The organism is Rhodococcus mengyinensis (genome assembly GCF_048381435.1).
Taxonomy (GTDB): Bacteria; Actinomycetota; Actinomycetes; order Mycobacteriales; family Mycobacteriaceae; genus Rhodococcus_F; species Rhodococcus_F opacus_D.
On the sequence record NZ_JBLWIT010000109.1, the window covers coordinates 52429 to 73491 of the forward strand.

22 protein-coding genes and 1 tRNA gene are annotated in these 21063 nt (G+C 67.3%); 10 read left to right on the forward strand and 13 right to left on the reverse strand.

Features of this window, described 5'->3' with window-relative positions:
* The first annotated feature begins 6 nt into the window (after nucleotides 1-6).
* Both ACNJ7E_RS22800 and ACNJ7E_RS22805 read left to right on the forward strand, forming a co-directional pair.
* A complete protein-coding gene (locus ACNJ7E_RS22800) occupies nucleotides 7-279 on the forward strand; it encodes a hypothetical protein (protein WP_005248489.1) in 273 nt (90 codons plus the stop codon).
* Between the two features lie 219 nt (nucleotides 280-498).
* Entirely contained in the window at nucleotides 499-1173 is a 675-nt protein-coding gene (locus ACNJ7E_RS22805) for a Crp/Fnr family transcriptional regulator (RefSeq protein ID WP_005256089.1), read from the forward strand.
* Nucleotides 1174-1237: 64 nt separating this feature from the next.
* On the opposite strand, the gene ACNJ7E_RS22810 is transcribed toward ACNJ7E_RS22805, so the two are convergent.
* Genes ACNJ7E_RS22810 through sp36 form a run of 3 tightly spaced genes read right to left on the reverse strand, consistent with a single transcriptional unit; the run spans nucleotide 1238 to nucleotide 2680 of the window.
* Nucleotides 1238-2029 (reverse strand): MBL fold metallo-hydrolase, encoded by a 792-nt coding sequence (locus ACNJ7E_RS22810; protein ID WP_011596760.1) that lies wholly within the window; start codon nucleotides 2027-2029, stop codon nucleotides 1238-1240.
* Between the two features lie 4 nt (nucleotides 2030-2033).
* Nucleotides 2034-2510: a RidA family protein gene (locus ACNJ7E_RS22815; protein WP_009477371.1), complete on the reverse strand. Its 477-nt coding sequence runs from the start codon at nucleotides 2508-2510 to the stop codon at nucleotides 2034-2036.
* A gap of 5 nt (nucleotides 2511-2515) precedes the next feature.
* Nucleotides 2516-2680, reverse strand: coding sequence for a Sp36 family protein (gene sp36 / locus ACNJ7E_RS22820; RefSeq protein ID WP_005248493.1), 165 nt, complete (start codon nucleotides 2678-2680; stop codon nucleotides 2516-2518).
* Nucleotides 2681-2734: 54 nt separating this feature from the next.
* On the opposite strand from sp36, the gene bagA reads away from it, so the two are divergent.
* Complete coding sequence (gene bagA / locus ACNJ7E_RS22825) at nucleotides 2735-3751, forward strand: ATPase BagA (protein WP_283332826.1); 1017 nt, start codon at nucleotides 2735-2737, stop codon at nucleotides 3749-3751.
* Nucleotides 3748-4887 (forward strand): ATPase BagB, encoded by a 1140-nt coding sequence (gene bagB / locus ACNJ7E_RS22830; RefSeq protein ID WP_105421794.1) that lies wholly within the window; start codon nucleotides 3748-3750, stop codon nucleotides 4885-4887. Before bagA ends, bagB begins: the two co-directional genes overlap by 4 nt.
* A 63-nt stretch (nucleotides 4888-4950) precedes the next feature.
* Here the strand turns inward: bagB and ACNJ7E_RS22835 are convergent, their stop codons facing one another.
* The gene (locus tag ACNJ7E_RS22835; protein ID WP_005248496.1) at nucleotides 4951-5274 is read right to left on the reverse strand and encodes a WhiB family transcriptional regulator; all 324 of its coding nucleotides are present in this window, start codon (nucleotides 5272-5274) and stop codon (nucleotides 4951-4953) included.
* Nucleotides 5275-5532: 258 nt separating this feature from the next.
* Here ACNJ7E_RS22835 and ACNJ7E_RS22840 point away from each other — a divergent pair, with 258 nt between their 5' ends.
* A complete protein-coding gene (locus tag ACNJ7E_RS22840; RefSeq protein WP_280783001.1) occupies nucleotides 5533-7878 on the forward strand; it encodes a penicillin-binding protein in 2346 nt (781 codons plus the stop codon).
* Between the two features lie 53 nt (nucleotides 7879-7931).
* Here ACNJ7E_RS22840 and ACNJ7E_RS22845 read toward each other — a convergent pair whose 3' ends face one another.
* The gene (locus ACNJ7E_RS22845; RefSeq protein WP_005248498.1) at nucleotides 7932-8399 is read right to left on the reverse strand and encodes a GatB/YqeY domain-containing protein; all 468 of its coding nucleotides are present in this window, start codon (nucleotides 8397-8399) and stop codon (nucleotides 7932-7934) included.
* 67 nt (nucleotides 8400-8466) lie between these two features.
* Between ACNJ7E_RS22845 and ACNJ7E_RS22850 the strand changes: the two genes are divergently transcribed.
* From ACNJ7E_RS22850 to ACNJ7E_RS22860, 3 genes are all read left to right on the forward strand, one after another.
* Nucleotides 8467-9438, forward strand: coding sequence for a metallophosphoesterase (locus tag ACNJ7E_RS22850; RefSeq protein WP_280782912.1), 972 nt, complete (start codon nucleotides 8467-8469; stop codon nucleotides 9436-9438).
* Nucleotides 9439-9492: 54 nt separating this feature from the next.
* Nucleotides 9493-9566 (forward strand) — tRNA-Pro (locus ACNJ7E_RS22855).
* A gap of 128 nt (nucleotides 9567-9694) precedes the next feature.
* Complete coding sequence (locus ACNJ7E_RS22860; protein WP_418341043.1) at nucleotides 9695-10702, forward strand: ABC transporter substrate-binding protein; 1008 nt, start codon at nucleotides 9695-9697, stop codon at nucleotides 10700-10702.
* A 1-nt stretch (nucleotide 10703) separates the two neighbouring features.
* Here ACNJ7E_RS22860 and ACNJ7E_RS22865 read toward each other — a convergent pair whose 3' ends face one another.
* The 3 genes from ACNJ7E_RS22865 to ACNJ7E_RS22875 form a co-directional block, all read right to left on the reverse strand.
* The gene (locus ACNJ7E_RS22865) at nucleotides 10704-11507 is read right to left on the reverse strand and encodes a metal-dependent hydrolase (protein ID WP_280782914.1); all 804 of its coding nucleotides are present in this window, start codon (nucleotides 11505-11507) and stop codon (nucleotides 10704-10706) included.
* A gap of 307 nt (nucleotides 11508-11814) precedes the next feature.
* Complete coding sequence (locus ACNJ7E_RS22870; RefSeq protein ID WP_280782915.1) at nucleotides 11815-13284, reverse strand: catalase; 1470 nt, start codon at nucleotides 13282-13284, stop codon at nucleotides 11815-11817.
* 55 nt (nucleotides 13285-13339) lie between these two features.
* On the reverse strand, nucleotides 13340-13798 hold the full coding sequence (locus ACNJ7E_RS22875; RefSeq protein ID WP_005256074.1) for a Fur family transcriptional regulator: 459 nt from the start codon (nucleotides 13796-13798) through the stop codon (nucleotides 13340-13342).
* Nucleotides 13799-13891: 93 nt separating this feature from the next.
* Between ACNJ7E_RS22875 and ACNJ7E_RS22880 the strand changes: the two genes are divergently transcribed.
* Together ACNJ7E_RS22880 and ACNJ7E_RS22885 are read left to right on the forward strand one after the other, a co-directional pair.
* The gene (locus ACNJ7E_RS22880; protein WP_105421809.1) at nucleotides 13892-14203 is read left to right on the forward strand and encodes an ArsR/SmtB family transcription factor; all 312 of its coding nucleotides are present in this window, start codon (nucleotides 13892-13894) and stop codon (nucleotides 14201-14203) included.
* Entirely contained in the window at nucleotides 14200-14622 is a 423-nt protein-coding gene (locus ACNJ7E_RS22885) for an SRPBCC family protein (protein WP_418341044.1), read from the forward strand. The genes ACNJ7E_RS22880 and ACNJ7E_RS22885 overlap by 4 nt, the downstream gene beginning before the upstream one ends.
* Before the next feature lie 5 nt (nucleotides 14623-14627).
* Here the strand turns inward: ACNJ7E_RS22885 and ACNJ7E_RS22890 are convergent, their stop codons facing one another.
* From ACNJ7E_RS22890 to ACNJ7E_RS22910, 5 genes are all read right to left on the reverse strand, one after another.
* Nucleotides 14628-15272 carry a hypothetical protein gene (locus tag ACNJ7E_RS22890; protein WP_280782919.1) on the reverse strand — a complete coding sequence of 215 codons (645 nt, stop codon included), beginning with the start codon at nucleotides 15270-15272 and terminating at the stop codon, nucleotides 14628-14630.
* Nucleotides 15256-16968 (reverse strand): FAD-dependent oxidoreductase, encoded by a 1713-nt coding sequence (locus ACNJ7E_RS22895; protein WP_418341045.1) that lies wholly within the window; start codon nucleotides 16966-16968, stop codon nucleotides 15256-15258. The genes ACNJ7E_RS22890 and ACNJ7E_RS22895 overlap by 17 nt, the downstream gene beginning before the upstream one ends.
* The gene (locus ACNJ7E_RS22900; protein WP_418341046.1) at nucleotides 16965-18455 is read right to left on the reverse strand and encodes a flavin-containing monooxygenase; all 1491 of its coding nucleotides are present in this window, start codon (nucleotides 18453-18455) and stop codon (nucleotides 16965-16967) included. Before ACNJ7E_RS22900 ends, ACNJ7E_RS22895 begins: the two co-directional genes overlap by 4 nt.
* Nucleotides 18452-19045, reverse strand: a complete 594-nt coding sequence (locus ACNJ7E_RS22905) for a TetR/AcrR family transcriptional regulator (RefSeq protein WP_317570822.1) — start codon at nucleotides 19043-19045, stop codon at nucleotides 18452-18454. Before ACNJ7E_RS22905 ends, ACNJ7E_RS22900 begins: the two co-directional genes overlap by 4 nt.
* A 100-nt stretch (nucleotides 19046-19145) precedes the next feature.
* Nucleotides 19146-20972: a multicopper oxidase family protein gene (locus ACNJ7E_RS22910; protein WP_418341047.1), complete on the reverse strand. Its 1827-nt coding sequence runs from the start codon at nucleotides 20970-20972 to the stop codon at nucleotides 19146-19148.
* Nucleotides 20973-21063 lie beyond the last annotated feature (91 nt).

Consider the following 21063-nt stretch of genomic DNA (forward strand, 5'->3'; position numbering starts at 1 on the left):
CCCGGTATGCAAGGTCTCGCTGTGGTCCTCTTCCCAGTGCTGCTGATGCTGTTTGCGCTGGCAATGGAGCGGGTGGAGTTCCGACTCCGCCGGCTCACGGTTCGTCAGCAAGAGGTGGAAGAGTTCCTCGACCAGGCAAGTCACGACGAAGTGGCCACCCTGGCCCACGAAGGTTTTCCCCACGCATTGGCACGCTTCCATCGACGGCGCAAGGGTCGGTCGGGCTTCGAATCCGACGACGCCGCCGTCACCGAAGTGGGCTCGCGGCGCGCCAGCTGAGCGCTGGGAAGCCCCCGAAACAGCACACCGCAGGACGCATCCCCCGGTTAACTTTTGCGACTTCCGTGGTATCGGTCACTCAGACCGAGCCGTCTCAACGTAGACTTCAGAGCCGTACCTGTTGCACAGCGACACGCCGCGGATCACCGGGGCATCGTCGACATGCAGCAAATCGCGCACAATATGCATACAGACGAACAATATTCCCAAGGAGCGCACGTGGACGACGTCCTGGCAAGAGCCGGCATCTTCCAAGGAGTCGAGCCCTCAGCGGTAGCGGCGCTGACCAAGCAGCTGCAGCCTGTCGACTTCCCCCGCGGACATGTCATCTTCAACGAAGGTGAGCCCGGTGACCGCCTGTACATCATCGTTTCGGGCAAGGTGAAGATCGGTCGCCGCTCGCCGGACGGCCGTGAGAACCTGCTGACGATCATGGGCCCGTCCGACATGTTCGGTGAGCTGTCCATCTTCGACCCGGGCCCGCGTACGTCCACCGCCACGACGGTCACCGAGGTCCGCGCCGTCAGCATGGACCGCGAAGCGCTCAAGGCGTGGATCGACCACCGCCCCGAGATCGCCGAACAGCTCCTGCGGGTGCTCGCGCGCCGTCTGCGTCGTACCAACAACAACCTGGCCGACCTCATCTTCACGGACGTCCCCGGTCGTGTCGCCAAGGCGTTGCTGCAGCTCGCGCAGCGGTTCGGCACCCAGGAGGCGGGCTCGCTCCGCGTCACGCACGACCTCACGCAGGAAGAGATCGCCCAGCTCGTCGGCGCTTCCCGTGAGACCGTCAACAAGGCGCTCGCCGACTTCGCGCACCGCGGGTGGCTGCGCCTCGAAGGCAAGAGCGTGCTGATCTCCGACTCCGAGCGCCTGGCACGTCGCGCGCGGTAGTTCCTGCACCTACGACTGCGGCCACCCCCTCACATCGACGGGGTGGCCGCAGTCGTTTCAGTGGTTAGTCGTGGCTGCGCAGGTACGCGAGCTGCACGTTGACGGACTTCTCCGCCACCGGCCACAACTTGGGGTCGACGTCGGAGTAGACGTGCTCGACCACCTCGCGAACGGTGGGTGTGCCCCCGAGTGCCTCGATCGCGGCCCGCACCTGGTCGAGCCGCTCCTCGCGATGATCGAGGTACTGCTGCGCGACGACGTTCAGTTCGGGCAGTTCGGGTCCGTGGCCGGGCATGACCCGGTGTCCGGTTCCGAGGTCCAGCAGGCGGCGCAGCGACGACAGATAGTCGCCGAGGTCGCCGTCCGTGTCGTCGAGCACCGTGGTGCCGCGGCCGAGGATCGTGTCGCCGGTGAGGACGGTGCCCTCGCCTTCCACGGTGAAGGACACCGAATCCTTCGTGTGCCCGGGCGTGGCGATCACCGTGAGGGTGAGCCCCGCGACGTCGATGGTCTCGCCGTCCACGAGGGTTTCGCCGCCGCCGCGGAGAAATTCGGGGTCCACCGAACGCACGGGCGCGCCGGTGAGTTCGAAGAACCGCTGCACTCCCCCGGTGTGGTCGAAATGACGGTGCGTGATCAGCGTCAGTGCGACCGGTCCGAGTGCCGCGACGCGGGCGAGATGCTCCTCGTCGGCGTCACCCGGGTCGACCACCACACACTCGTCCCGGCCCGGCGCACGCAGAATCCACGTGTTGGTTCCGTCGAGCGTCATCATGCCGGGATTGTTCTCGAGCATCACCGAGACGATCGGGGTGACCTCCCGCACCTGGGCGTAGGCCGGATGGGCAAGAGTCATGGCACTACGACTCCGGCTGCACTTCGGCGATCAGTTCCACCTCGACGGGGGCGCCGAGCGGCAGTTCCGCGACGCCGACGGCCGAACGCGCGTGGGCACCCGCGTCCCCGAACACCTCGCCGAGGAATTCCGAAGCGCCGTTCACCACACCGGGCTGACCGGTGAATCCCTCGGCGGACGCGACGAATCCGACGACCTTCACGATCCGCACCACCGAGTCGATGCCGACGAGCGCGTCGACCGCCGCCAGCGCGTTGAGTGCGCAGGCCCGGGCCGCGGCCTTGGCGTCTTCGTCCGACACGCCGGCGCCGAGCTTGCCCGCGATCGTCAGCTTGCCCTCGACGATCGGCAGCTGCCCCGACGTGTAGACGTAGTTGCCGGTGCGCACGGCGGGCACGTAGGCGGCCACCGGCGGAACGACGGACGGCAGCGTGATGCCGAGTTCGGCGAGGCGCGCGGACCAGTTCTGTGTCTCTGCCACGGCCGTCAGCCCTTCGGACGCTTCAGGTACGCGACGTGCTGCTCACCGGTAGGCCCGGGCAGAACCGTCACCAGTTCCCAGCCGTCGGTGCCCCACTGGTCGAGGATCTGCTTGGTCGCATGTGTGAGCAGCGGAACGGTGGCGTACTCCCAGGAAGTCAATTCACTCATGCCGGTGAGCCTATCCCCCGCACATCCCGGCTCCCAGACTTATAGGCTCGACCCGTGGTTGCATCCCCAGACCAGCTCACCCCGACGTGGCCCGAGAAGGCCGCGCAGGCCCGGCTGCACTTCGTCTCCGGAAAGGGCGGCACCGGAAAGTCCACGGTGGCCGCCGCGTTGGCTCTCGCGCTGGCCGAGGGTGGGCGTCGCGTGCTGCTGGTGGAAGTCGAGGGCCGGCAGGGGATCGCCCAGCTCTTCGACGTGCCCCCGCTGCCGCCGCAGGAGACGAAAGTCGCGGCCGCCGAGGGTGGCGGGGAGGTCATGGCGCTGGCCATCGACATCGAGACCGCGTTCCTCGAATACCTCGAGATGTTCTACAACCTCGGTTTCGCCGGCCGCGCGATGCGCAAGTTCGGCGCCATCGAGTTCGCCACCACCATCGCACCCGGGCTTCGGGACGTGCTGCTGACCGGCAAGATCAAGGAATGTGTCGTCCGCACCGACAAGTCCGGCAAGCGGGTGTACGACGCCGTCGTCGTCGACGCCCCACCGACCGGGCGGATCGGCAACTTCCTCGACGTGACGAAGGCGATGGCGGACCTCGCGAAGGGCGGGCCGGTGCGTTCGCAGAGTGAGGGCGTGGTGCGCCTGCTGCATTCCGACGAGACCGTCGTCCACCTCGTGACGCTGCTCGAGGCGCTTCCGGTGCAGGAGACCACCGACGCCGCAGAGGAACTGGCCCGCGCAGATCTGCGACTGGGCACCATCGTGGTCAACCGCACCAGCCCGCAGTTCCTGCCCGCCGAGACGCTGGCCGACGCCGCGAAGGGCCGCATCGACGCCGAGGCCATCCGGGCCGGACTGCAGAAGAGCGGGATCACCCTCGACGAAGACGATTTCGCCGGGTTGCTCACCGAGACGATCGAGCACGCGTCCGTCCTCGAAGCGCAGGAGGAGAGTGCCGGAGCACTCAGCGAAGTGGACGGGGCGCGGTTGCATCTGCCGTCCCTCGCCGACGGTGTCGACCTGGGCGGACTGTACGAACTCGCCGAATATCTGACGGAACAGGGTGTCCGATGACCCAGACAACTGAACACGAGCGTCGCCGCACCGCCTCCGCTCTCGATGTCGCGGGGATTCTGGCGAACAGGACCACACGGATCGTCGTGTGCTGCGGCGCCGGTGGCGTCGGCAAGACCACCACGGCCGCGTCGCTGGCACTGCGCGCGGCGGAGCAGGGGCGAAAGGTGGTCGTGCTGACCATCGACCCGGCGCGCCGGCTCGCGCAGGCGCTCGGCGTCGCGGAACTCGACAACACGCCGCAACCCGTGCAACTCGGACCGGACGCGACGGGCGAACTGCACGCGATGATGCTCAACATGCGCCGCACGTTCGACGAGATGGTGATCGAGCACTCCACACCGGAGAAGGCGGAGCAGATTCTCGCGAACCCCTTCTATCAGACCGTCGCCACCTCGTTCTCGGGAACGCAGGAGTACATGGCGATGGAGAAGCTGGGTCAGCTGGCCTCCAGCGACAAGTGGGACCTGGTGATCGTCGACACCCCGCCGTCCCGCAACGCTCTGGACTTCCTCGACGCACCCCAGCGTCTGGGCGCGTTCCTCGACGGTCGCATGATCCGGCTGCTCACCGCGCCGGGCCGAGGTCTCACCCGGCTCGTCACCGGTGCGATGGGCCTGGCGCTGCGCGGCGTCTCCACCATCGTGGGCAGTCAGATGCTGTCGGACGCCTCGAGTTTCGTGCAGTCACTGGACTCGATGTTCGGCGGTTTCCGGGAAAGAGCCACGCGCACTTACGAATTGCTCCGGCAGCCGGGAACGAAGTTTCTGGTGATCGCGGCGGCGGAGCCGGATGCACTGCGGGAGGCGGCGTTCTTCGTCGACCGGCTCGCAGGCGACGAAATGCCGCTCGCGGGCCTCGTCCTGAATCGGACGCACCCCACTCTCAGCTCCCTGTCGGCCGATCATGCGGTCACTGCCGCCGACCAACTCGGGGACCAAGACCCCCTCACCGCCGCTGTGCTGCGAATCCACGCCCATCGGGCGGTGATCGCCAAGCGTGAGGTCCAACTGCTGAGCCGGTTCACGGCCGCCCACCCTCGGGTGCCGATCGTCGGCGTGCCCTCGCTGCCGTTCGAGGTGTCGGACCTCGAGGCGTTGAGAGCGGTAGGTGACCAGCTCACCCGCACGAGCTGATCAGCTCGCTGCCGGAGAACCGGTCACCCGCCTGTGCCTGTCTGCGATTCCGATCCTCGAATTTCAGACAGCGGATTGGTGCTGCCGCTGAGCTTCGAAGAAGTCGGACCATGATTCCACCTCGGGGTGCTGCTTGAGCAACGCCCGGCGCTGACGTTCCGTCATGCCACCCCACACGCCGAACTCGACACGATTGTCGAGAGCATCGGCTCCGCACTGCATCAATACCGGGCAATGCCGGCAAATGGTTGCGGCCTTGCGCTGTGCTGCGCCGCGTACAAAAAGTTGGTCGGGATCGACTTCCCGGCAACGAGCCTGGGTGACCCAGGCGATTCGCGCTTCTGCTTGCTCGACGTCCAGACGGCTGGTTGGGGTGGTCATGTGCATTCGTTTCCCCTCTTCGAGTCTGCACCCCCCGGCACCTAGCACGCCGAGGCTGCACCACATAAGCGATGGGGTGTTATCTCCATCACACTGTTCCAACAATTTAGGTAAAGAAACCGCAACGCGCAAGACGAAGAACACGCTTTTTTGGTACGCCCGTCCATACCCCGTGCTCAGGGCATTTTCCGGGCCGAATTCTGCGCCCAACCAGCGCACCCACAGACCCCACGTAGTCTGTAGATCGTGTCGATTGCAAAAACAGTGGGGAAGCTCGCAGGATCCTCCGCCTTGGCAGGAGTGCTCCTCGCCGGCGTGATGTTTCCGCTCGCCGGAGGGTTCGGTTACGCCTCCAACAGGGCGGCTGACACCGTCGACAACGTCTCGGCCGAACTGGTCGAGGGAACGGTTCCCGCGGTCTCGACGATGGTCGACTCGGCGGGCAATCCCATCGCGTGGCTGTACGACCAGCGGCGCTTCGAAGTGCCCAGCGACAAGATCTCCAACGAGATGAAGCTCGCCATCGTCTCCGTCGAGGACCGCCGGTTCCCCGAACACAAGGGCGTCGACTGGCAGGGCACGATGCGCGCCTTCCTGACCAACACCACGAGCGGTGAGGTGCAGCAGGGCGCGTCCACCCTCGACCAGCAGTATGTGAAGAACTACCAGCTGCTCGTCGTGGCCAAGACCGACGCCGAACGCCGGGCCGCGATCGAGACGACGCCCGCCCGCAAGATCCGCGAGATCCGGATGGCGCTGACGCTCGACAAGGAACTCACCAAGGACGAGATCCTCACCCGTTACCTGAACCTGGTTCCGTTCGGCAACGCCTCGTTCGGCATCCAGGACGCCGCACAGACCTACTTCGGCATCGACGCGTCCGAACTGAACACTCAGCAGTCCGCGATGCTCGCGGGCATGGTGCAGTCGAGTTCGGCACTGAACCCGTACACGAACCCCGAGGGCGTCCTCGAACGACGCAACGTGGTTCTCGACACGATGATCTCGAACATTCCCGAGCGGGCCGCCGAACTGCGGGAGCTCAAAGGGACCCCTCTCGGTGTGCTGCCCGAGCCCAACCGGCTGCCCCGCGGGTGCATCGCCGCCGGCGACCGCGGCTTCTTCTGCGACTACGCCCTGCAGTATCTGGCCAACGCCGGCATCAGCCGCGAGCAGATCGACAAGGGCGGCTACCTGATCAAGACGACGCTCGACCCCGCGGTCCAGGCGTCGACCAAGGCGGCGCTCAACGCGAACGCCAACCCGGAACTCGACGGCATCGCGAACGTCATGAACGTCGTCCAACCCGGCCAGGATTCGCACCGGATCCTCGCGATGGGCAGTAGCCGCACGTATGGTCTCGACGCGAACGCCAACGAGACCGTGCAGGCGCAGCCGTACTCACTGGCCGGTCACGGCGCCGGGTCCATCTTCAAGATCTTCACAACCGCCGCCGCCATGGAGAAGGGCCTCGGCACGAACGCCATCCTGGACGTGCCCGGCCGGTTCGAGGCCCGGGGCATGGGTAGCGGTGGTGCACGAGGCTGCCCTGCGTCCACGTACTGCGTCGAGAACGCAGGCAAGTACCCCGCGGCACTGTCGGTGACGGACGCGCTGGCACAGTCGCCCAACACCGCATTCGTCAAGCTGATCCAGGCCACCGGCGTCGCCCCCACTGTCGACATGGCGGTGCGGCTGGGTCTGCGCTCGTACGCCCAGCCCGGCACGTCGGGATTCGACGACCGCAGCATGGCCGACTTCCAGAAGGATCAGAACCTGGGGTCGTTCACCCTCGGGCCCACCTGGATCAATCCCCTGGAACTGTCGAATGTCGCGGCGACGCTCGCCTCGCACGGCAAGTGGTGCCCGCCCACCCCCATCGATTCGGTGTTCGACCGTGAAGGCAAGCCCGTCTCGGTCACCCAGCAGGCCTGCGAGCAGGTGGTCGAACCCGGCCTCGCCGACACGCTCACCAACGCCATGAGCAAGGACGACAAGCCCGGCGGTACGTCCGCCGGGGCGGCGGGCAGCGTCGGCTGGACACTCCCGATGGCAGGCAAGACGGGTACCACGGAATCCCACATGTCCTCGGGCTTCCTCGGATTCACCAACAACTTCGCCGCCGCCGTCTACGTGTTCGGCGACTCGCCGACGCCGGGTGAGATCTGCTCGGCCCCGCTGCGGCCGTGTGGCGACGGCAACCTGTTCGGTGGAAACGAACCGGCGCGGACCTGGTATGCGGCGATGAACCCCATCGCGAACAACTTCGGGCCGACGACGCTGCCGCCGGTCGACCAGAAGTACGCGCGGGGTTCGCAGAACGGTCAGGTTCCGGACGTCACCGGACTGAGCCAGTCGGCCGCGACGTCCCGTCTGCAGGGAGCGGGGTTCACCGTGAACGCGGTCACCACCGCGTCGCAGGCGGCCAAGGGGACGGTCACGAGCGCATCGCCGTCCGGTTCGGCCATTCCGGGATCGACCATCACGATCTACGTCAGCGACGGATCGGTGAAGGCCGCTCCCCCGCAGGCGCCGGCTCAGGGGATCCCCGTTCCGCCCATCCAGCTGCCCGGCCTGCCGCCGATCCAGCTGCCGCCCATACCCCGGTAACCGCCGGTGAGTGGGGAAGTGTGGCGACGCACGCTTTCCCACTCACATGCGGGTCAGAGGCGGGACTTCACCGCGTGCGAGAGCCGCGAACCGTCCGCCTTGCCGCCCGCGAGTGCGCCGGCAGCCTTCATGACCTGACCCATCTGACGCATGCCGGGACGTTCACCGATTTCCTCGGCCACCTGAGCGATCGCGGTGTCCACGACGTCGACCAGTTCCGCGTCGGTCAGCGGCGTCGGGAGGTACTCGTCGATGATCTGCGCCTCGGCCCGCTCCTGCGCCGCCAGCTCACCTCGACCGTTCTCGGTGTAGATCTCGGCGGACTCGCCGCGCTTCTTCGACTCCTTCGCGAGGACCTTCAGCACCTCGTCGTCGGTGAGTTCGCGGGCTTCCTTGCCGGAGACCTCTTCGGTCTGCACGGCGGCCATCAGCATGCGGATGGTGGCGGTGCGCAGCGAATCCTTGGCCTTCATGGCGGCCGTCATGTCGGAGCGCAGTCTTGCTTTCAGTGAATCTGGCATGGGCGAAACGCTACGCGCCCCGATTCGTCCACTGCATCTCGATTGCGCTCATCAGTATCCTGAAAGAGTGTCTGACGAGTTCCGTGCCAACCTGACCCGCGCCGCCCTGGGTACAGCGGGTGCCGCCGCCCTCGGCATCGGCTACGCCTCGCTCATCGAGCGCAATGCGTTCGCGCTGCGTGAGGTCACGATGCCGGTACTCGAACCCGGGTCGTCGACGCTCCGCGTGCTGCACATCAGCGACCTGCACATGATGCCCGGACAGCGGCTGAAACAGAACTGGCTGCGGGAACTGGACAACCTCGACCCCGACCTCGTCGTGAACACCGGCGACAACCTGTCGCACCAGCGGGCGGTGCCCGCAGTGGTCCAGGCGCTGGGGAATCTGCTCGCCCGCCCCGGACTCTTCGTCTTCGGCAGCAACGACTACTTCGCGCCCAAGCCGAAGAACCCGCTCAAGTACTTCCGCAAGGAACACAAGCGTGTCCTCGGCGAGCCGCTGCCGTGGGGCGACCTGCGGGCCGCGTTCACCGAGCGCGGCTGGTTCGACGTCACGCACGTCCGCCGCGACCTCGAGGTGTCGGGTGTCCGGATCGCGTCGGCGGGTGTCGACGATCCGCACCTCAAGCGCGATCGGTACGACACGATCGCCGGTCCGCCCAATCCGCTGGCCGATCTCCGGCTGGGCATCACCCACTCGCCCGAGCCGCGGGTGCTCGACCGGTTCGCGGACGACGGCTACGACCTCGTCCTGGCGGGCCACACGCACGGCGGTCAGCTGTGCCTGCCGTTCTACGGCGCGCTGGTCACCAACTGCGACATCGACCGTTCCCGGGTGAAGGGTCCGTCCAAGTGGGGTGCGCACACCCAGCTGCACGTGTCCGCGGGGATCGGGACGTCGCCGTGGGCCCCCGCCCGCTTCTGCTGCCGCCCCGAGGCGACGCTCCTGACGTTGGTTCCGGCTCAGCGCGGCGGCGCGGACGCCGACGCCGCGCGCGGTCGCACCGAGTCGTCGGAGAGCACCGTTATACGCAACTGACCAGGGGATTTAATGGTGACTGGTTGGGTAATGTAAGCTAGCCGAGGTTCAACACGGGGTGTGGCGCAGCTTGGTAGCGCGCTTCGTTCGGGACGAAGAGGTCGTGGGTTCAAATCCCGCCACCCCGACAGTGTAAGACACCGAGAAGAGGCCTTGACCGGTTCGCCGGTCAGGGCCTCTTCTGCGTGGTGGGGGCGTTTTCCGGTCGCAGCGACCCCGCGACCACCCGTCCGAAACCTCAGGCTAGCCTCACCTCATGTCTTCGAGGCTCTACGTACGCGCCGGGCTGGTCGCCCTGGCCACCGTCATTCTCGCCGCCTGCGGCACCACCGACACCGGGTCGCCCGCCGGCAACGCCGACGTCGCCACCGGCGGCCGCCTGTTCGCCACGGCGGATGCCGAGACCGCCAAGCTCGGCACCGACGCCGAACCGGGCGTCTTCCCCCGGACCATCACCCACGCGCTCGGCGAGACCGTCATCGAGAAGAAGCCCGAACGGGTGATCGTCCTCGACGGCGGTGAGCTGGACGACGTGCTGTCCCTGGGAATCACGCCCGTCGGGCTGGCCAGCCCGGAGAGCGCGGCCGGTCAGCCGTCCTACCTCGCCGACAAGCTGGCCGGGGTGCCGGACGTCGGGACCACCAACAACCTGAACCTCGAGGCGATCTCCGCGCTGCAGCCCGATCTGATCCTGGGCAGCAAGCTGCGCGCCGACAAGCTGTACCCGCAGCTGTCGTCCATCGCACCGACCGTGTTCGGCATCCGCCCCGGTTTCCCGTGGAAGGAGAACTTCCTGCTGGTCGCCGACGCCCTCGGTGAGGAGACCAAGGCGGAGGAGGTACTCAACGCCTATCAGGCCCGCGCCGACGAGGTCCGGGAGTCCATCACGGGCGAGCCGACGATCTCGCTGGTCCGGTTCATGTCCGGCAAGATCCGCCTGTACGGCAACCTGTCGTTCATCGGTGTCATCCTGAAAGACGTCGGACTTCCGCGTCCGACGGTGCAGAACGTCGACGAACTCGCCGTCGAGGTGAGTCAGGAGACGATCGGTGAGGCGAACGCCGACCGGATCTTCTACTCCAGCTACGGCGCGCCCGAGACCACCGACGAGTCGACCGTGGTCGGCGGCCCGCTGTGGAATCAGATGCAGGCGGTGAAGGACGGCAAGGCCGTGCACGTGAGCGACGAGACCTGGTTCCTCGCGCTGGGGCCCACCGGGGCGATGATTGTCCTCGACGACCTCGAGAACATGCTCGCGGCCTGAGTCACTGCGGGGCGGGCATGAACGCGTCGTAGATTGCCTGTGGCGCACCGTCGATGGCCCAGATGACCATGAGTCCGACGGCCACCGTGAGGGCGGGCCCGAGCACGACCTTCTCGAAGGGCCCGCCTGCCCGGATGGACAGGAACGACGGGAGCCGGAACTCCCACCACCGTTCCTTGCCGAGCGTGAGGAACGGCGCGAGGAAGGGGACGCCCTCCTTGGTGATGGCGTCCCCGAGGCAGTGGGTAACGCAGCCGAGCGCCACCGCGACTCCGAGTCCGGTGGAACCGGCCTCGGTGGGATACGACTGCCAGGTGAGCGCGGACAGCACCGCCGCGACCGCCGAAACCGCCAGCCAGCCTTTTTCTTTGGCCAGCTCCCCGGCCAGCCCTCGGAGCGCGAGCCCGAGGCAGACGAACAGTGTCGCGATGATGGCCGGCTTGCCGAACTGGACGACCAGCGCGGACACCCCGGCCCCGATACCGGCGGCGAACAGGGCCGTGTGGGTGAGCGTGCGGTGCCCGCCGCGCCGCTTGCCGTCGCGTTTGCCCTTGGTGACGGTGTAGAAACCCAGCGACACCGCATCGACGCCCTTCGCGACGACGCTGCTGACCGGACCGAACGAGCGCGAGACCGTGGACTGGCTCGTGTCCAGATCCGGGAGAAGCGCCGCTCCGGCGCACACCGCCGCGAACGTGAAGGTCTCGGCGGTCGACGTGGGCCCACCCCAGTCGAGCGGCAGCAGATCCGCCACCGCCAGACCGACAGCCGCACCGGACATTGCATGGGTGGGACCCATCACCATGGAACACAGCACCTTTCGACCCCGACTCGGGACACGGTCATCCGAGCCGGTGTCCTGACACCGCCCAACCTAGCAACAACATCCGACACACCCGTCACACGGCCGTGAGTACTTGTTAACCGCGGGCAGTTAACAAGTACTCACGGGCGGGAAGCGCAGTGGCGTCCGTCCCCACCGAAGGTGGATGATGGAAGTGCGGTGCGTGCAGTCGGGCGGAGGAGGGTCGTCGTGGAAACTGTGATCGTGTTCGTTCTCGCCGTGCTGATCTATTGGTGGGGCCTGCTCTGAGCCTGCCCCACCAACGACATCAGTTCTGGCTCTGCCCTTCCCGGACACCGATTTCCACTCGCTTGCCCAGGTCGGGGTCGACGCTCTTCCAGTAGTCGAAGACCCGCAGCAGAACCGGTTCGCTGACGCCGCCGAGCGCGTGGCCGACGATGTTGTCGACCAGGCGGTCGCGTTCGTCGTCGCTCAGGACCTCACGGACGAGCGTGCCCGCCTGCGTGAAATCGCCGTCCTCGGCGTGCTCGATGTAGCCGGCTCGCACGGACTCGCCGTCGAACGCCCACTGTCCCTCGTCGCCCGCGAGCGACGCGTCGGCGTGCGGGCCGCCGTAGGAGTTCGGCGCGTACACGGGGGTCTCGGGCGAATTGGTGGAGTACCGCATCGCACCGTCCTGCGAGTACGAGTTCACCTGGTTCTTGGGCGCGTTGACCGGCAGCTGCGCGTAGTTGGCGCCGATGCGGTACCGGTGCGCGTCCGCGTAGGAGAAGACCCGCCCCAGCAGCATCTTGTCAGGCGAGAAGCCGATTCCCGGAACGACATTCGACGGCTCGAACGAGGCCTGCTCGATCTGCGCGAAGAAGTTGTCGGGGTTCCGGTTGAGGGTCCACTTGCCGACCTCGATCAGTGGGTAGTCCTTCTGCGACCACACCTTGGTGAGGTCGAACGGGTTGAACCGGTAGCCCTCGGCCTCGTCGACGGGCATGACCTGGACCTTCAGCGTCCAGCTGGGGAACTCGCCGCGGGCGATCGTGTCGTACAGGTCGGCGCGGTGATGGTCGGGGTCGTTGCCTGCGAGGGTGTCGGCCTCGTCCTGGGTGAGGAACTCGATGCCCTGATCGGTCTTGAAGTGGTACTTGACCCAGAACCGCTCGCCTTCGGCGTTGACCCACTGGTACGTGTGCGAGCCGAAACCGTCCATGTGACGCCACGTCTTCGGGATTCCGCGGTCACCCATCAGCCAGGTCACCTGGTGAGCGGACTCGGGCCGCAGCGTCCAGAAGTCCCACTGCATGTTGTGGTCGCGCAGACCGGATCCCGGCAGTCGCTTCTGCGAGTGGATGAAGTCGGGGAACTTGATCGGGTCCTTGATGAAGAAGACGGGCGTGTTGTTGCCGACGAGGTCGTAGTTGCCGTCCTCGGTGTAGAACTTCACGGCGAATCCGCGCGGGTCACGCCAGGTGTCGGGGCTGCCCTGCTCGCCGGCGACGGTGGAGAAGCGCACCAGCGACTCGGTCCTCGCGCCGGGCTGGAACAGCTTTGCCTTCGTGTAGCGGCTCACGTCGTGGGTGACGACCAGTTCGCCGAACGCGCCGCCGCCCTTGGCATGGACGACGCGCTCCGGGACACGTTCCCGGTTGAACTGGGCGAGCTTCTCGATCAGGTAGTGGTCGTGCAGCAGGATGGGGCCCTGTGTGCCCGCTGTGAGGGATTCGTTGTCGCTGGCGACGGGAATTCCGAAGTTGTTGGTGGTGGCGCGCTGTGTTTCAGGCATGGCAAAGCCTCCAGGTTGCATCGGGTGAGGGTGAAGCAGTGGGGACGGAGTGGGTTCAGGACAGGGCTGCTGCCGACCCGGTTCCGCTCTGCGCGCCGGTCTGGCACTGCGAGCAGAGCCCCCAGAAGACGACCTCGGCCTCGTCGATCTCGAAACCGTGGGCCTGCGACGGGTCGAGGCACGGAGCCTCACCGACGGCGCAGTCCACGTCCACGACGGTCCCGCAACTGCGGCACACGAGGTGGTGGTGGTTGTCTCCGGTACGGGTTTCGAACCGTGCGGGGGATCCCGCGGGCTCGATACGTCTGAGCAGGCCGGCGGCGGTGCACGCCTTGAGGACGTCGTATACCGCCTGGGTGGAGACCGATCCCAGCTCTTCACGAACTACGGCCGCAATGTCGTCGACGTCGGAATGCGGCCGTACGGCAACCGCATTCAACACTGCAACACGTGGTGCAGTGACACGCAGGCCCACCTCGCGCAGCTGCGCTTTGGGATCCGTGTCGTGTCGCATGTGTTCAAGTATCGCGCCTTTTTGGAATTAGTCAAGAAAAGGATGTGTCGGAAATTCTTGACATGTCGGAAATCTCCGACATAAAGTCGCGGCGTGCCCGACGACGACGTCTTCATCGCCCTCGCCAACCCCGTGCGACGGCGCCTGCTGGAAATCCTGATGGACGGCCCCCTCACCGCCGGGGACCTCGCCGGCCGGTTCGACCTCAGCCGGCCCGCGGTGGCAGAGCACCTGCAGGTCCTGCGCCGGGCCGGGCTCGTCCGCGACGAACCGTCCGGACGGCAACGGCACTACCACCTGACCGCCGAGCCGCTCGCCGACGTCGGCGACTGGCTGCACCCGTTCGAGCGGTTCTGGCGTGGCCGCTTGCGCACACTCGCCGAATTCCTCGAGGAGGACTCATGACCGACCGCACCACCACCACGATTTCCGTCGACCAGTTCATCGCCGCGCCACCCGCCAAGGTGTGGCGCGCCCTCACCGAGCCGGAACTGCTCGCCCGCTGGTGGGCCGCGGGCGACATCGCCGCCACGGTCGGGCATCGGTTCCACCTCGACATGCCCGGCTGGGGCGCCGTTCCCTGCGAGGTGGTCGAGGTCGAACCCGAGCGACGCTTCGTCTACACCTTCACCGAGAACTGGACGCTGGTCTGGCGCCTCGTTCCCGAGGGTGCGGGCACCCGCCTGTTCCTCGACCATTCCGGCTTCGACCTCGACGACAAGCGCGGCCGCGACGCTTTCGAGCGGATGGGTCCGGGTTGGCGCGACACCGTGCTGCCCCGTCTCGCCGGCGTGGTCGCGGACATCGGACCGCGACCCGCCTGATCCGGTCAGCGGAGTTGCGCGGGTCCGGTGGTCATCCGGCCGTCCGTGATCACGATGCCGTGGTGTGTGCCGGGCGTCAGCCAGTCACCGAGGGTGGGACCTTCGGCCGTCACGTCCACGCGGGCATACCGGAAATGGCCCCGAAGTCGCGCGGACGCCGTGACGAGGCCGTGGTCGCCGGGTTGAGCGAACCCCAGCGCGCCGGCGATCGGTAGTCGCGGGCCGCGTGGCCGAGTGCTCGTGGTGACGCGCCACGCGTCGGACGACGCCTCGAAGTCGCCGTGCACGTCGCCGTCGAACTCGGCCGGCACCTTCGGCAGGCTCCAGTGCACCCGTCCGCCGTGCACGGAGGGTTCCGAATCCACGGCAATGAACGGGACCGCCATGCGCGGCAGGACGCCGATGCGACGTCCGGGCGCGCGGAGCACCGGACTGGCGAGGATTTCCCGGTAGGGGCCGACCGGCGAGTCGAGGTAGTCGACCATCATCGCGAGGGTCAACGGCACGGTGGCGCCGTCGGGTCCGAGCGCGCGGGCGGCCGTGGTGCTGCGGTGCCACCACAGTGTCGCGCGCACCCCCGCCGGCCACGGGGGTGGCGAGCTCTCGGGCCAGTCGGTGCGCTGGGTGGTCGATTCAGGCACGCTCCACATCGACTGTCTCCCTTCGGGTGGCGACCGTCAGCGGGAGCCGCAGCGCACCCGGCGCGTCGGCGGGTACCACCGGATTCCGGGGCGGCGACGGTTCGATACGTACGTATGGCTTGCCCGGGTCGGGCCGGACATCGACCTCACCCTTGTTGGGCCACAACGCGAATGCACGCTCGGCCTGGGCGGTGATGGTGAGCGACGGGTTGACGCCGAGGTTCGCGCTCACCACGGAGCCGTCGGCCACGTGCAGACCGTCGTGTCCGTACGCCCGCAGGTAGGGGTCGACGACACCGGTGTCCGGCGAGTCCCCGATGGTGCAACCCCCGAGGAAATGCGCGGTCATCGGAATGTTCACGACGTCGGCGAACGAACCACCGGGGTCTCCCCCGATCCGTTCGGCCACCTTGCGGATGGCCGTGTGACCCTGCGGGATCCATTCAGGTGGCGGATCTCCGGGTCCGGGACGGCTGGTGACCGCGCGACCGAGGCGGCCCTTGCCCTTGGCCAGTTCGAGCGAATTGTCGTCGGTCTGCATCACGAGCGCGATCACGGTGCGTTCCGACCAGTGCCGCACCGACAGGCTGCGCACGAACGCCCCGGGGCGGCGCAACGCGACGCCGACCGTCTTCAGCAGCCGCGGCGTCCTGCCGCCGCCGTCGCTGAGGACGGTCTGCAACAGTCCGATCGCGTTGCTGCCCTTGCCGTACCGCACGGGCTCGATGTGGGTGTGATCGTCCGGGTGGAACGAGGACGTGATGGCCACGCCCTTCGTGAAGTCGGTGGCACGGTTCTTCGCCGTGGCCGCGAGCACCGCCTCCGAGTTGGTGCGTACCACCGATCCCAGCCTCGGCGACAACCGCGGCAGCGCACCGGATTCCTTCATCGCCAGCAGCAGCCGGGCGGTGCCGTACGTGCCTGCGGCGACGACCACCTGGTCGGCGGTGAACGTGTGCTCGCGCTTGCGGATGCCGTCGGTGCGGCGGGTCCGCAGCTCGTAGCCGCCACCCGATCGGGGGCGCAACTCCTTCACCGTCGTCAGCGGATGTATCCGGGCGCCCGCCTTCTCGGCGAGGTGGAGGTAATTCTTGACGAGCGTGTTCTTCGCGCCCACCCGGCAACCCGTCATGCAGCTGCCGCACTCGGTGCACCCCGTGCGCTCGGGTCCCTCGCCGCCGAAGAACGGATCGGCCACCCGCGATCCCGGTTCGCCGAAGAAGACGCCCACCGGTGTGGACGTGAACGTCTCACCGGCGCCCATCTCCTCGGCCACCTCACGCATGACGGCGTCGGCGGGGGTGAACGACGGATTGGTCGTCACGCCCAGCATCCGTTTCGCCTGCTCGTAATACGGGGCCAGCTCCGACTGCCAGTCGGTGATGTGCGCCCACTGCTTGTCCTCGAAGAAGCGGCGCGGCGGCTGGTAGAGGGTGTTCGCGTAGTTCAGCGACCCACCCCCGACCCCCGCCCCGGCCATGACCAGGACGTCGGGGAGAAGGTGGATCCGTTGCACGCCGTAGCAGCCCAGCCAGGGTGCCCACAGGTAGCGCCGCAGCCGCCAGCTCGTCTCGGGCAGCTCGTCGTCGGCGAAGCGTCTGCCCGCTTCGAGAACGCCGACCCGGTAGCCCTTCTCGGTCAGCCTGAGCGCCGCGACGCTACCACCGAAACCGGAGCCGACCACGATCACGTCGTAGTGCGTCACGCGACGGTCTCCTTCGCGGCCCTGCGTCGTGAGACGTAGTTCTCCTGATCGAAACGTTGCAACTGGGAGCGGAACTTCCAGGTGAAGGTCGGCCACTGCACCGAGTTCCGACCCTCGGAGTCGTAGTACCAGCTCGAGCAGCCGCCCTTGTTCCACACGGTGGTCTGCAGTTCGGATTGGATGCGGGTGTTGTACCGGCGCTGCGCCTCCTCGGTGACCTCGAAGGCGGTGATCCCGCTGTCGTGCATCACGTTCAAGGCGTCGGCGATGTACGCGGACTGCGATTCGAGCATGTAGACGATCGAGCTGTGCCCGAGGTTGGTGTTGGGACCGTACATCAGGAACAGGTTGGGGAACCCGGCGACGGTGGTCCCCTTGTACGCGCTCGGGCTCCCATCCCAGCGCTCGGCGAGGGTGCGACCGTTCGCGCCACGGAACGCGTGTGCCACAGGCGGTTCCGTCGGCGTGAAACCGGTCGCGAAGATGATGGTGTCGACCTTGTGCTCGTTACCCACCGCGTCGACGACGCCGTCCGGCGTGACCCCGGCGAGTCCCGCGTCGACGAGCGTGACGTCGGGACGGTCGAGGGTCCGCAACCAGTCGTTCGACAGCAGCATCCGCTTGCAGCCGATGGTGAAGTTCGGTGTGAGCTTCCGGCGCAGTTCGGGATCCCGCACCTGCCGGCGAAGATGCGCCTTGGCCACCATCTCGAATACCGGCAGCAGCCCGGTGGCGTGGGCGAGCACTCCGCCCAGCGCTTCACGGAAGCTGTACACCGAACCACGGACGGCTTTCTGCACCAACGGCAGTCGACGATAGAGGCTCTTCTCGGAGCCGGACAGTTCGCGGTCGAGGCGTGGGATCACCCAGGCGGGCGTGCGCTGGAACACGGTGAGATGCTCGGCTGCGGGCGCGATCTCCGGGACGAACTGCACCGCGGACGCACCAGTGCCGATCACCGCCACGCGCTCACCGGCGAGGTCGTGGTCGTGGTTCCACGTGGCCGAGTGGAACGTGGTGCCGCCGAACGTCTCCAACCCGGGCATGTCCGGGACGCTGGGAGTCGACAGCGCACCGGTCGCGGCCACCACGACGTCGGCCGTCAGCGTTCCGCGGCTCGTCCGAACAGTCCAGATGGCCTCGTCGTCGTCCCAGTGCGCTTCCTGCAGTTCACAATCGGTCACCACCCGGGACCGGACACCGGTGGCGGCCGCAACCTTCTTCAGATAACGGTGGATCTCGGGTTGGCGGGCGAACGTGTGACTCCAGTCGGCACTCGGCGCGAACGAGTACGAGTACAGCGACGTCGGGACGTCGCACGCACATCCCGGGTAGGTGTTGTCTCGCCACGTGCCGCCGACGTCGTCGCCGCGCTCGATGATCAGGACGTCGGCCTGCGGCTGTGTCTGCAGGATGCGCGCCGCCAGTCCCATGCCGGCGAAACCGGCCCCCACGATGAGGGTGTGTACGTGTTGCGGAAGATTCACGACTTCTCCACCTTCGATTCCCACACGGGCAACAGCCGCGCGCGTAGTGACTGTTCGGCCTCGGGGGTGCGGAACAATGCCGACACCGCCAGACCGCGAACCAATTCGATAGTGAGCTCGATGGCGTCGGCGTCGAACCGATCGCCGAACACCGCCGCCGACCCGCGGCGCAGAGCGTCGTTGACCTTCCGCTCGAGCGGAACCGTCGCCTCGTACAGCGCCTGGTCGGTGCGGGCGGCCACCCACAGCTCGAGGGCCGCATAGAACAGCGGGCCGGAGAAGGCGTCGGCGAGCACTTCGACGCCGCGGCCGGCATCCACTTCGGTTGCGAGGATCTCCTCCAGCCGCTTGTCCACGAGATGTTCCACGGCGGCCACCACCAGCGACTCCTTGGTCGGGAAATGGTGCAGCTGCGCGCCCCGCGACACCCCCGCCCGCCGGGCGATGCCCTGCGTCGTGGTGCGGGCGTACCCGAGCTCGACCAGCGAGTCGACGGCCGCGTCGAGCAGCTTCGTGCGCATCGCCGCGGTCCGCTCGGCCTGCGTGCGGGTCGGCTTGACCAGTTCTGTGTCAGGTGTCACACCCAGCACTGTAGGCGGAAAAAAGAAAACAGTCCAGACTGCTTTTAAGTTTGCGCTGCGCGCCTGTGAGTACTTATTAACGTCCGGCGGTTAATAAGTACTCACGGGTCTAGGGCACGAGTCGGTACCGCAGCATCATGTCGTGGTCCTCGTGGTCGAGCATGTGGCAGTGCCACACGTAGCCCTGCAGGGGATGCGAGGTCTGCTCCATGTGGCTGTGTCCGCCTTCGGAGTGATTCATCGTGTGCGCCGACATCCCGAACGTGGCGTCCGGGTCGAAGCCGAGTTCGTCCGCGGTCGGGAACCGGACGATGATCCGGGTGATCGAGTTCGCGTCCGCGATCACCGTGTCCTTGAACCCCGACTCCCACACCTGCGGCGCCAGGTTCGGCCCGAGCACGAACGGGTCCGCCGACGGCGTCCACCGCATCCCGACCGCGGGCACCGGAACGGCCTGCATCAGGGCGTTCGTGTCGATCGCCTGCCGTCCGATCACCCGGAACGTCACCAGATGCAGGTGGATCGGATGCGGTTCGGGCGTGACGTTGACGATGTTCCACTGCTCGACGGTGCCCTGCCGGGGCATCTCGATGTCGTCGGTCGTATAGCGCAGGTTGTTCAGCGACATCAGCGGGGACGGCTGACCGGGGCCCTGCGCGAGCTGCATCACCGACACGTTGCGCACGACCGACGGCGGCGCGACGGGCGGGAGGACGGCGAGACCACGGCTTCCGCCCCGGAGCGTCTCCGGGACGCCACCGGTGAACCCGGCGGCGGTTCCGACCCGGAACCGGCAGAACCGCGGCATGATCTGCACCCCGCGCTGCGCGACCTGCGCGGGGATCGGCTCGTCGTTGCGCAGTTCCACGGTCGTGCCGGGCGCGAGGGTTCCGAAGTCGACGAGGAGGTCCACCCGCTCGCCGGGTCCGAGCCGGACGTGGTCGGTGGCGACCGGCGCGTCGAGCAGACCGCCCTCGGCGCCGATCACCCAGAACCTCATCCGGTTTTCGAAAAACAGATTCCACACGCTGAACGATGCGGCGTTCACCATCCGCAGGCGGTACAGGCCCCGCGCCACCGACATTTCCGGCCACACCTTGCCGTTGACCACGCCCACGTCACCGGGTGTGGCGGCCTCCCAGCTGCCCTGCGGGTTCAGCGGGTTCGAGCGGACACTCTGCCGTCCGTCGTCGGTGAAGTTCTTGTCCTGCAATATCAGCGGGAGTTCGAATTCGCCCGAGGGCAGACCGAGCGGGTTGCCGCTCCGACCGGTGTCGTACTCGTCGCGCAGCAGGTACATGCCTGCCAGCCCGGCGTAGATGTTGAGCCGGGTGACGCCCATCGCGTGGTCGTGATACCAGAGCGCGCAGGCTTCCTGCCGGTTCGGGAACTCGTGCACCATCCCCTGCCCGGGCCGGATCGTGTCCTCGGGGTGCCCGTCGAACTCGGGGGGCGTCCGGCCGCCGTGCAGGTGCAGCGACGTCGGCACCTGGGTGCGGTCCTGCTCGCTCACTCCGTGGATCCGCGTGTCGACGTCGGCGGCGAGGGGGTTGCTCGCGATGTCGTTGCGGTAGGTCAGTGAGGTCAGCTCGCCGACGTGGGCTTCGATCGTCGGGCCGAGGTAGTCCATGCCGCCGTAGCCCAGGGCCGGCGACGCGGGCAGATCGGGGTGGAACACGTGCGTCGTGCTGCTGGCGTGCACCTCGACTGCGCTCCCACCCACCATCGGCAACGGCGGCAACTGTTCCCGGAACGGCTGGAGCGGCGGCGAGGAAAAGACGAACGGCCGCAGCGGATCGATCCCGAACGGGTAGGCACTCGCCGATCCCACCCCGACGGCCCCGAGCCCGGCCGTCAGCGCCAGTCCACGAACGAACGACCTACGCGGAATCCGTCGATCCATTCGGAGGAGCCCCCTGCACGGTGAGAACAGCATTGCGAATCGAGTAGCCGACGGTACCGCAACCGTTGCCCCTCTCACCGGGTTTACGGGGCGTCCCTTCGCGCAGCGACCACCCTCGTGCCAG